This is a genomic window from Gordonia sp. ABSL11-1 (assembly GCF_030315685.1).
Taxonomy (GTDB): Bacteria; Actinomycetota; Actinomycetes; order Mycobacteriales; family Mycobacteriaceae; genus Gordonia.
The window spans coordinates 1-11,759 of sequence record NZ_JASXSI010000040.1 but is presented as its reverse complement, the minus strand read 5'-3'; the positions used below and the strand labels follow the sequence as shown (position 1 = coordinate 11,759).

The window sequence follows — 11,759 nt, the reverse complement described above, 5'->3', positions numbered from 1 at the left end:
CCTCCCGCCTCCTTTTACTCAGTTATCAGACCGCGACCTTCAATGAACGACCTAAGTACGGAAATACGGGCATTAAGAGTAAGGGCGTACACACACCGCGGAAAAGAGGAATCGGCCAAAGTAGACATACCGAGAAATGGCAACAATCGCGCCGACACCCGTCGCCCTAGACTACTTACTGAGACCAACATTACTATCCGACGGAGAGGCCAACTCCACTGATCGAATTTCAGCGGATGACTTATCACCGTAACCGTAACCGTACGAGCCCGAACGAAACCTAACGCCATTAACCACCGAGCCTAGCAATGTACAACTAGACGACATTAGGTGATTCACAGCCCCAGACAGCTCATGGCGCCTAGTTGAACCCGCACGAACTACTAGAATGACGCCATCCATCCACTGTACGAGTACAACTGCATCGGTCACGGGAAGCACGGGGGGCGAATCGACGATAACGTACTCATAAGCGGTCGCGAGCTGGTCAAAAGCGGAGCTTGCGCGTTGAGAACCAAGCAACTCGGAGGGATTCGGCGGCAAGGGCCCGCTCGCCAAGACATCCAAACCAGTCACGCCTGTCCCTTGAACGTACTCGTGAAAATCGCCTCCATCAGCTAGGAGATTCGTCAGACCAATCGCAGGATTGACGCCGAGCGCAGAGGCAACCGTCGGTTTGCGTAGATCTGCGTCTACCAGAACTACCCGCTTGCCGGATTCAGCGATGGACGCGGCGAGATTCAGAGAAGTTGTAGTCTTACCTTCACCTTGACTTGGACTGGTCACAAGAATACGTTTAGCAGGCCTATCAATGCTCGCGAACGAAAGATTGGTACGCAAGCGACGATAACCCTCGGAAGCCTCCGAGGCTCCGAAGCTGAAATCTAGTGTGCGCCGACCTTCCAATAAGGTGTCGTCGGGAACAACTCCCAAGGCTGGCTTGGCTGTCATAAGCTCAACCGATTCAACATCCCGGATCTTCGAGTCAAGTCGACGCCACAACAGCGCAAGTAGACATCCTATGAATGCGCCCACAAGACCAGCCAACACTGTGTTGCGGATCGGCTTCGGCGAGACGGGCGCGGCCGAGGCCGTACCCGGACTCACAATAGTCGCCTTCGCAAGAGGCGTCCCACCGCCCGTGGGTTGCTCGAGCACAGTCACATAGCGTGAAAGGGATTCAGCAACTGAATCCGCCAAACGAGCGGCCTCGCTGGGATTCTTATCTCGAACCGTTATGCCGAGCACTACTGTCTCCGGATCGGCGTCCGCTCGTATTGCACGCCTGGCGTCCTCCAGACTCGAATCAGATCCCGCCCGGCGCAACGCATCCGTCAGAACCGCTTCCGACGTCGCGAGCAGAGCATAGGAAGCGACACGCTGTTGCGATGCCAAAGAGCCCTGATAAGCAGCTTGCGAGTTCGGATCTGAGCCTGACGTGACATACAGGCTCGCGGTAGCCGAATACACCGGGGTCTGCGTCAGACTGACCCCCAACGCCAAAACTGAGGCCGCAATCGCACAGATTGCGGGAATCCACCAGGACTGAACCAGTACCGACGCGCCAATGGAGAACTGATCCAGTGTGCGGGACGATCTCGATTTGTCAATTACAATACTATCCACAATTTCCGCCTTTGAATAGATTCAACAGTAGAACGAGAAAGTGCTATCATAAACGAACTAGGGATCGCTATCCCCCGAACCTTTAGCCGGGATGAAAGACAGCGCCAAAGGCGCCGCAGGCGACGGCCGGATTAAGAAGAATACAAGAAGCGGCTCGACGATATAGTAGAGGTAAGCAAACGGATGGCCATAATTACTCAGGATTAGAAGCGTCAGGAAGTAGCAATAAACCGCGATCCAGCGAGGCTCGCCGGAGACATAACCCTTAAAAAAAAGTAGAGAAGCCAATAAACCCAACACGAGAGACCCGACGAGTACGCCCGTGAATCCCCAATCAATATAAAAAGCATTCATTGATCCTAGCGCCACACCATAACCGTCAAACTGGCCGCCAAAAGCATCCTTCAAGTATAAATCCACACTCTGTCGCAACAGCAATGGCGAGAAAAACTCTAGCCCAAATGAATGACCGACAGACGACGGAAAAAAGACAATTGACTGGTCTAGTGTCTGCGCCGTGGAGTATATGTATTTCATAGCAGGACCAAACATCTGAGAATGCCCAGAATAGCCAAGGTCTTCGATGTAGCGGCTATAATTGGACTCGCCGTGCGTTTGCACGCCTCGGTTAAATCCCAAGTACGAGAACACCGAAATACCCACCAAAGCGAACGGAACAAGAAAGGAAACATTTGCCCGCAAGCGGTAGCCGACGAAAAGCGCGGCGAATATCAGTGGAATGAATATAACACCACGGTTCGCTGTAGAGTATCCTAAAAGAAGCGAAATAGTCAGAGAGCCAATCCCAACTACAAAGCGGCGCTCGCAGAAAATTAGGACAGCACCGACAAAAGCCAATACATGGAGACCCATCACGACGACGGAAGCCACATACCCCGATGGGAAGAATTGTGTTCGCGCTAGATTCGGATCGCTGCTGAGCACAGGCAACTCACCTGCGCGGATCCATAAGGCTAAGAAGATCCCACACGTCACAATCGCGACGACGATCACCAGATACGATCGGAAGTATCCATCAGTTGGCGACACCATTTGCCTGGGCGATCGAAGAACCGACCCGAATCGACGGCTGGGTGCAACCGCCAGCCAGCCAACCGCAAATCCAACCACAGATCCGACTGTCAGAAACACGATCATAGCACGGTTACTCAATCCGACTGCATGAGCACCGAGCAGATTATAGGTGAGAAATATCGGCAGATACAGCCTGCAGGCCGAATATGATAGTTCTGGATATAAACGACGGCGAAACGACAGCGACAACCACAGACATCCAATCGCAATGACACCTGCCAATAGCAGATCGTCAAACATCCAGACCACGACGAAAGGAACGGCAACTGTAGCGCACGCTCCAATCCTGGAGACCGGATAAGGACCAGGATCGACAAAACGATGATCGACTTCTGGGCCGGAGTTCTCAGTACATTTCGTATAAGGAACATTCGCGCTCATATCAATTCTCGGCTCTATAGTCACGAGCAGGAACGCCGGGGTTCAAAGAAGGGCCAGTCGTCCATACTGCGGCGCCGAAACGGGCCAGGCGACATGCCCGCCTTCGAGCAGAAGTAGACGAAGGCGACTTCATCGAGATGAGGACAGACCGCGAAATCAGTCCAGCAGAAAACACGATTCGCCACAACCAGCGGCGTAAGAGACCAGGTCGGTATGTAATATTGTACCAGTCAAAGGTATTCGCCGGCCACATCTTGGAAACTACTCCGCCTGCTTGCTCGACGGAAGTACCCATCGCGTGAAATGCTCCAGCCTGACCCACGAGCCTGATGCGTAAACCCGAGCTCGTTACGCGTTGACAGTACTCAATGTCCTCCCCATACATAAACCACCTCTCACTGAGCTCACCGACAGAAGATACCGTTACGGACGGAATGTACAGGCAGCAACCTGCCGCCCATTCTATATCTCGATCTGTGGCGTGTTTGTCAAGAAATAGATATCTACCCTCAAGCCACGCGCAGTTCGGCATCAGTCTACTCAGTCCTGAATAGTGAAGAAAGAGCGCACCGATAGTTGGAAGTTTCCCTGCAGACATTGTCCGAACACCTGGCCCTGAACGTACAACCGGCGCCAACAGTCCGATATCACCATCCATCTTCACTCTGGATTCAAGAAGTCGAAGACAACCTTTATCGAGCACTGCATCTGGATTCATGAGGAAGACGTCAGAATTGCCAGTGCGTCTCAGCGCCATGTTAACAGCACGTGCAAAACCGAGATTCTCGTCAGATGGAATCAGCACGTCTATCTTGCCCTCAGCCAGCAGTCTCTCAACCAGCTCACGACCAGAGTCCTGTGTCGAGTTGTCCACTACAAATATGCGCACGAAATCGCCTTGAGACCGTAGAGACATCAGGCAATCAACTAGTTCGCTGCCTGGATTGTAGGTGACAACTATCGTGGCGACACACCTAGCTTCGGTTCCGTCTTCCCCTGCGATGCTCATGGCAGTCCTTGCTCCTGGTCTAGATTGTCCAGCGATGCGACACTGTCCATATCGATCAGGCGCAGGATCTCCTCCGACTTCCACTTCCAGGTGTGGTGAAGGGGGATCTCCTCATTGACACGAAGTGCCCTACGGTCGTCACACGTAAGCCGACGTATCGCAGAAACATGCGTTCGCGCGTCTCCCGCAACAACGACCGAACTCAACCCCCGCGCTCCCGCACCTGTTACCGGCGTAGAGACGACAGGAAGGCCTGCAGCTCGATACTCGTACGTCTTGATGACGTCTCCACCCACCTCGAACTCCCCGACCTCATGGGGAACCCACCCGACGTCGAACTGCTGCAGAAGCGCCGGGACTTCCCGGTAGTGGACGTCACCGAGCATCTCGACGTTGGCATAGCTGGAGAGCACAGTCCGTGCCGACTTGTCCAGCAATGGCCCGGCGAATACAAACCGCACATCAGGAAGCGCGGTAACAACTTCACGGATAAGTTGGTAGTTAAGCCGGACGCCGATCTTTCCAACATAACCCACCGTGGTAGCGCCCTTTGCCAGTGACGTTTCGTTGAAACGATCTGGGTCGCATCCGTTCGGGAGGAGAATAACATCAGACCTTCCGAAGCGTCTCGCTAATTCAACAGTTCCTTCGGCATTTGCAGTCACAGCTTTTGCCTCTTCAAGGAGGAGACGATACGCATCCTCGAGCTTGTCTCGTATATCGATAAAGTGGTGGTGGACGGTCCAATCATCGAGAAGGTCGAACACAACCGGTATATGTCGATCTTTCAGATCTCGGAAGGACGGCGACAATGCGTAAAGCGGGTTCCACACAACGGCAGCTCTAACTTCAGGATTTACCGTTGGATAACTCTGAGATGACGTAACCCACCACTTCTTTGGCCTGAATATGTTTGGTAGTCTCCATGTAAATGGATCTACAGGGCGAGTATTCGGTGACACTTGTGAGTTATTGTAGCGGTACTGACTCAACAGCCTAGTAGCGTACGGCTCCGGACGTGAATGCACAGAAACTTCAGTGCACCCCTCAAGGAGACGAGCAAACCACTGGATAAAGTGGCCATCTCGAGTCCTGTATCCTTCGTTTGCCAGCTTACGTTGCCCGTGCATAGGAATTGTAAGTAGTGCCGATTCCGTCATGTTCCACCGATACTTTCACTTAGAATGCTGTCGGCCGATTCCACTGCCAGTCGGGAATCTTTCGATTGGAGGGATGTTCTTTTCCGCCTGCTTTTACGGATCAACTGCGTCGTCAGCACCATTCCGGAGTATGCTATTAGGCCGCCAGTCGACCAGAGCAGAGTCTGTACCCGCGATGTGTACGGGACAAATAGCAGGCCAACGAACACCGGTACACATAGACTCACAGGTATCACCACTGCACGAAGTGGTGCCCGTGCAGCCGTCAAGGCCCTGCGCTCTAGAATTCTTCCGATGTACATGAACTCCGTGATTGCGCCAATTGACATGGCAAGAGCTACCGATATAAGTGCGCCCGCCTGGCCCAACAAATAGGTGAATATTGGCGTAAAAATGAGGCTAGCGAATGATGCGTACATTGACGATTTCGCAACTCGCCCCATTTGGTTCATCGCGGATGCAGCAATAGTTTGCGTCCCAGTGGCGAGGTTTATCACGAATGACAAGCCGAGCACTAGCACGATTACAACCGAGGCATCTCCGGCAGCACCAACCCATGCGTGCATACCCGTCGGGGCCACAGCGACTATTGCTACGATAGGGAAGACGGCCAAGAATGTATAGATTGGAGAGTACTTGTAGTACTGAATACGGAGGCCCTCCACTTTCTCGCGTGCATACGCCTCGGTGAAGTACGGAGTGAGAGTCATGATTGCAACTATTCCGAGGGATCTGGCGCCCATCGCTATTCGGCTGCCGATCTCATACAATCCCGCCGCATTCGGACTAACAAAGATTCCGAGTGCGATTTTGGGAAACTGGAGAACGAACAGATCGGATACTGATGTGGCCTGGCCTTTGAGTCCAAATAGTATGAATTCCCGAGTTTCGGACACGTACGGCCGAGCGAGTTTGCATTCGTGTTCCGTAACTATCAAGACAATAACCACTACCATTAGTCCAAAAGCCGCGCCGGCAGCATTCGCCAGCGCAAAATCTTGGAGGTCGCCGCCCTGTACTAGTGCAATAAGACCGCCACCAATAGTCGCTATATTGCCTAATGATAACGCTATGTTCATAGCAATCATGCGCTTATGCCCAAACGCAAAGCCCGCTATCGCGCGAGAGAACATTGACGCAATGAGCATTGAAATGCTTGCGGCTAGAACTACCCAGATCTCATGTGTCGTTACAATGCTTATCGGTATCGACAACAAATACGCAAGTGGAACTGACAAGCAGAGCAAGAGACTCCATAGAGCGCCAATAATCGCAATTGCTATGGTCCTTGTTGCGCGCTCGGCCCGTACGTCGCCGTTAGACGAATGTAGGCTGATGAAACGTGTGACAGATCGAGTAGTGCCGAGATCAAGCAACGCTCCGTACTGCGCAATCGCACCGGTAACTGCCCAAACCCCAAACTCATCCACCCCTAGGTGAGCGATGATGAGCGGCGTAGCGACTATGTTGACTAGGTAGCCGCTCGCGAGCGGAAGAACTTGCGCTGCTGTGTTAAGCCTCAGCCCTTTATTGCTATCCACAGCGCCTCGGTGTGCAGCCATGTGCATGCGCTGCACTCGGACTTATCCGGGGTGTTTCAGGAGCTCTGAATATCTCGCGCCCAATGTTGATTGGATCAGTCCACTTATGCAGCATAGTTCCATCCAGATGCAATCCAGAAACCAGAATCTAGGCACATTCTGCCGTCCAGAACGTTGGCATGTCGAACATGCTTCTTTAACTCGATCGGATCGATCTCCACAAACTCTCGCCACTCTGTTAGAACGAGAACTGCGTCCGCCTTACTACATGCTTCTACTACAGACTCGGCGTAATCTAGAGTAGGGAACAGACGTTTGGAATTTGCGGTGGCTTTTGGGTCATATACGGTAACTGAAGCGCCTTGCAACTGTATTTGTCCAGCGACATTCAGCGCTGGGGAGTCTCTAACGTCATCGGATTCTGGTTTGAATGCAGCACCTAGAATACAAATTCGCTTGCCCACTAGGCTTCCGTTGCACATTTCGCGCGCTTTTTCGACCATTCGGGTTCGACGACGCATGTTTACATTGTCAACCTCACGCAGAAAGGCAAGAGCCTCTGCTGCACCCAGCTCTCCCGCTCTGGCCATGAATGCGCGGATGTCTTTCGGCAGACATCCACCACCAAATCCCAGGCCTGCATTAAGGAATCGCCTACCGATCCTATCGTCGTATCCAATTGCGTCTGCGATTGCCTTTACATCGGCGCCGGCGGCGTCACAAACCTCGGCTATAGCGTTGATAAACGAGATCTTTGTCGCCAAGAATGCGTTAGCCGAGGTCTTCACAAGTTCGGCGGTCGCTGGATCGGTGACAATGAACGGTGTGCCAGCGTCGATGATTGGCGCATAGATCTCGCGGCATAACACCTCTGCCGCGCCACCCCCAAAGGCACCGAGAACGAGTCGGTCCGGATGCAATGTGTCGTCTATCGCGAATCCTTCGCGCAGAAATTCCGGATTCCAGGCAATCTCGACATTGATGTCCTTGGCCAGCTCGTCCGCGCGATCTGCGAGGCGTTGGGCAGTGCCAACGGGGACTGTGGACTTGCCGAGAACCAGAGCATCGCGTGTGAGAAGAGGGACCAACTCCTCCACTGCGGCATCCACATACTGCAGGTCGGCGCTGTATTCCCCTTTCTTCTGCGGTGTACCAACTGCGATAAAGAAGACGTCCGCGAAGTCCGCGGCATCGCCGTACGATCCGGATATCGTCAGCTTTCCGGAGTCGATATTACGTTTTAGCAGTTCGGGCAGTCCGGGCTCGTAGAACGGCACGTCACCCGCCGCCAGTTGTGCCCGCTTCGCGGCCACGACTTCGATTCCCAACACTTCGTGTCCGAGCTCTGCCATGCACGCGGCGTGGGTGGCACCGAGATACCCGAGACCGAGAACAACCATCCGCATCAGTACGCCCCATCCTTAGCCACAACCGCCCTCACGGTCTTCCAGAGAATCAACGCGTCCTGCATGATCGACCAGTTCTCCACATACGAGAGATCCAGTCGCACAGACTCTTCCCACGACAGGTCCGATCTCCCGGAGACCTGCCATAGCCCGGTCATGCCGGGCTTGACGAGCATTCGTCTGGCGACTCGACCGTCGTACCGCTCCACCTCATCGGGAAGCGGTGGTCGAGGTCCCACAAGACTCATCGTGCCGCCCAATACGTTGAAGAGCTGAGGCAACTCATCGATGCTGTAGCGGCGGATGAACGCACCCACCCGCGTGATCCGCGGATCGTCGCGCATCTTGAACAGCACTCCTGAGCCCTCGTTTAAGCCCCGAAGGTTGTCCTTCTGGGAGTCGGCGTTCTGCACCATCGACCGGAACTTCCACATCTCAAACGGGCTGTTGTTGATGCCCACCCGGGTCGCTCGGTAGAAGACGGGACCCTTGGTATCCAGTTTGATCGCGATGGCAACAGTAACCAGTACAGGTGCCAGCGCCAGGAGGACCAGCATCGAGCCCACCCTGTCGACGATCGCCTTGCGGAATCGGTTGGCGCCCTCGTAACGAGGCTTGTCGATATGCAGCAACGGGAGGCCGGCTACGGGCCGCAGCATCATCCGCGGTCCTGCCACGTCGGTGACACCGGGTGACACGACCATGTCGACATCGAGACCTTCGAGATCCCAGGACAGCGTCTGCATCGCCGTATGCCCCAGAGCCTCTGCCGATGTCACTGCAACAGTCGTTGCACCGGAGGCCGTCACCGACTGGCACACATCGTCGAACGTGCCGAAGACCGGAACCTCGTTTTCCCCGACCGGGACAGATTCGCGCGGTCCGCTGTGTGCCGGCAAGCAGATTCCCACCACGCGGTATCCCAGCCCCGGTTGGTTTATCAGCCGTTGCACTAGCGGCAACGCCGAGCGCGGCTCCCCTACGACGAGAACGTGTTCCAGATTCTGCGCCTGTGTGCGCTGGCGGTTCAGTCGCTGGCGCCATGCCCATCGCGAGAACAAGAGTCCGAATGTGCCGATCGGCAGGGCCAGCGCGAGGAAGCCTCGAGCGATGTTCAGCCGGAAGAGAAGGTCCAGCATCGCCAGAACTCCGAACACCGACAGACACGCGGTGACGATCCGGCTGTACTCGGTCGATCCCGCACCCACCACTCGCCGGTCCAAGGTGTGGAACGCGCGCAGCGCTGCCACCCAGGCGATCCCGAGGATCAGCGACACGAGCGCAGCTGGGGCTGCAATCGCACCGTTAGGAACGCTCGCGCTGTCGGTGCCGAAGCGAGCCACCTGCGCGATCGTGATGGCGATCGCGACGACGGCGATGTCTGTCCACGCCAGACGCACCAGGTATCCGTGAACCCATGATCGCGATCGCGCCTGAGGACGACCTGCGAACCACACGCGCTGCACGCCCCGACCCAGACCGTTGCGACGCGAGTCGTCGAAAGCTCGGCTGTTGACCACCTCACTACCTCCCCGACAACAAAGACAGGACCTGCAACGGGGCCGCAAAAGGGCGCGCTGAAGAACGCTGACCATTCATTGGCTTTGCGTGGCCGTCTTTTCGACCTGAGCAGATGCTGAGAGCGTAAAGCAGGTTGGAGCCTTTGACAACTTGAAGACATGGTTGAAATCTGCTGTTCACATTAACGATTGTTGAGTTTTCAACTGCTGTTGTGGCACGCGATGCCAGCCCGGGATGGATACGGCGACGACTCGCAGCGTTCGGAGTCGACACCGTGCTCGCTACGGCAAACGTGCTCGTAACACGTTGCACGCCAGTCATTCTGTGATAGCCGTCACTGGTCGGAAGGGTTGCCACGCCAAGCAAGTTGGGTGCACTTGAGCTGCCCGGTGTGTGCATACGGACATAGCCTTCCGAGAAGTTTGCCATCGTGAACGTGATCCACCTCCGGAGCCTGAGAGGTGCTTAAGTAACGCAATATGGTTGTCTATCGAAAACCACGATCTTTCGTTACACGTCCGATCGGAATGAACACAACTCACCCGTTTAGATGAACGGATCTCAAATCGTTCGGTTGCGCTCACGTTGCATCCCCGTTGCACACCTCGATCACCGGTTCCGTGATTGCCCACGACGACTGCATGTCGTAGGCGTCGCTGGGCTACTGTGCAGTCGTGATGGCGCCTCTCGACGCCGGATCATCGCCAATCTGTACCGTCTTTCCTCCGCCCGACTTCGCTGCGTGTCTCTGTCGATCGCGCGCCTACGACTTCCGAAAGGGTTACCAACCATGCCGAAGCAGCACGATGCGGCCGATGGCAGCCTCGGGATTGCCCTCGTCGGCACTCGGGGCGTTCCGGCCTCGTATGGCGGATTCGAGACCGCCGTAGAGGAAGTGGGGCGCAGGCTCGCAGATCGTGGGCACACGGTCATCGTCTACGGCCGCGACGCCGGCGAGGCCGGCGACCACTACCTGGGCATGCGGCGGGTGACGCTGCCAGCGGTGCGGAAGAAGGCATTGGAAACGCCCAGCCACACCGCCATTTCCGTCGTGCATGCCGTGGCCCGGGAACGACCCGACGTTGCTTTCGTGTTCAACGCCGCGAACTCGCCGTTCCTCCCGCTTCTCCGCGCGGCGCGAATCCCGGTCGCTCTTCACATGGACGGCCTTGAGTGGAAACGCAGCAAATGGGGAAACACGGGGAGGTCCTACTACCGTCGAGCCGAGCAGTTCGGCGTGCGGGTCGCCGACGCACTCATCGCAGACTCGCCCGGCATCTCGGAGTACTACGAACACCAATTCGATGCCGTTACCGAATTGATCAAGTACGGAGCACCGCAACTCCACGACGCACCGACGGCCGGCATCGCAGGGCTGGACCTCGACGCCAACGGCTACCACCTCGTCGTGGCGCGCTTCGAGCCGGAGAACCACGTCCTCGAGATCATCGACGGGTACGTTCGCTCGAACTCCGCCAAGCCGCTGGTCGTCGTCGGGTCAGCCCCGTATTCAGAGCAATACACAGAAGCCGTCCAGAACCTCGCGACCTCCGATGACCGGGTCCGGCTACTCGGTGCAGTGTATGACCAGCAACTTCTCGACGCACTGTACTTTCACGCGTACACCTACGTGCACGGTCATTCCGTAGGGGGAACCAACCCGTCGCTGCTGCGGGCCATCGGTGCAGGCACACCGGTCATCGGCTACGACGTCTCGTTCAACCGTGACGTGGTCGATGGGCAGGGATGGTTCTTCACCGACGCCGACGACGTTGCTGCGGCACTCGAAGCAGCAGAGGCGTCGCAGAATGAGGTAGCTCGACTCGGTGAGGTCCTGCGGGAGCGCGCAGCCACGCATTACACCTGGGACGGTGTGACCGATCAGTACGAGGATCTGGCCAAACGCCTGCACGACGGCGCCAGCGTCCACCGCAACCACCGAAGGGCCCGACGCAACCCCGTGGAGTGGTCGCCGCGCGGATGACCCTCAGCCGATGACTTTCTCGGTGCTCGCGTAGGT

The 11,759-nt window shown here is 55.9% G+C and carries 8 protein-coding genes; 1 reads left to right on the top strand and 7 read right to left on the bottom strand.

All coding sequences use genetic code 11. The features are described from left to right. Positions 1 to 171: 171 nt before the first annotated feature. The 7 genes from QSJ19_RS25470 to QSJ19_RS25445 all read right to left on the bottom strand — a co-directional run bounded on the left by QSJ19_RS25470 (position 172) and on the right by QSJ19_RS25445 (position 9,696). Positions 172 to 1,626, bottom strand: coding sequence for a tyrosine-protein kinase domain-containing protein (locus QSJ19_RS25470; RefSeq protein WP_286323841.1), 1,455 nt, complete (start codon positions 1,624 to 1,626; stop codon positions 172 to 174). 57 nt (positions 1,627 to 1,683) lie between these two features. Beyond that, entirely contained in the window at positions 1,684 to 3,102 is a 1,419-nt protein-coding gene (locus QSJ19_RS25465; RefSeq protein ID WP_286323839.1) for a hypothetical protein, read from the bottom strand. Between the two features lies 1 nt (position 3,103). Then, the gene (locus QSJ19_RS26895) at positions 3,104 to 4,111 is read right to left on the bottom strand and encodes a glycosyltransferase (RefSeq protein WP_353507178.1); all 1,008 of its coding nucleotides are present in this window, start codon (positions 4,109 to 4,111) and stop codon (positions 3,104 to 3,106) included. After that, the gene (locus QSJ19_RS25460) at positions 4,108 to 5,103 is read right to left on the bottom strand and encodes a glycosyltransferase (RefSeq protein ID WP_286323838.1); all 996 of its coding nucleotides are present in this window, start codon (positions 5,101 to 5,103) and stop codon (positions 4,108 to 4,110) included. The genes QSJ19_RS26895 and QSJ19_RS25460 overlap by 4 nt, the downstream gene beginning before the upstream one ends. A gap of 164 nt (positions 5,104 to 5,267) precedes the next feature. Next, complete coding sequence (locus tag QSJ19_RS25455; protein WP_286323837.1) at positions 5,268 to 6,812, bottom strand: lipopolysaccharide biosynthesis protein; 1,545 nt, start codon at positions 6,810 to 6,812, stop codon at positions 5,268 to 5,270. Between the two features lie 104 nt (positions 6,813 to 6,916). Then, positions 6,917 to 8,218, bottom strand: a complete 1,302-nt coding sequence (locus QSJ19_RS25450) for a UDP-glucose dehydrogenase family protein (protein ID WP_286323836.1) — start codon at positions 8,216 to 8,218, stop codon at positions 6,917 to 6,919. Beyond that, entirely contained in the window at positions 8,218 to 9,696 is a 1,479-nt protein-coding gene (locus QSJ19_RS25445; RefSeq protein WP_286323847.1) for a sugar transferase, read from the bottom strand. Before QSJ19_RS25445 ends, QSJ19_RS25450 begins: the two co-directional genes overlap by 1 nt. Positions 9,697 to 10,529: 833 nt before the next feature. Here QSJ19_RS25445 and QSJ19_RS25440 point away from each other — a divergent pair. Further along, complete coding sequence (locus tag QSJ19_RS25440; RefSeq protein WP_286323835.1) at positions 10,530 to 11,723, top strand: DUF1972 domain-containing protein; 1,194 nt, start codon at positions 10,530 to 10,532, stop codon at positions 11,721 to 11,723. Positions 11,724 to 11,759: the final 36 nt, after the last annotated feature.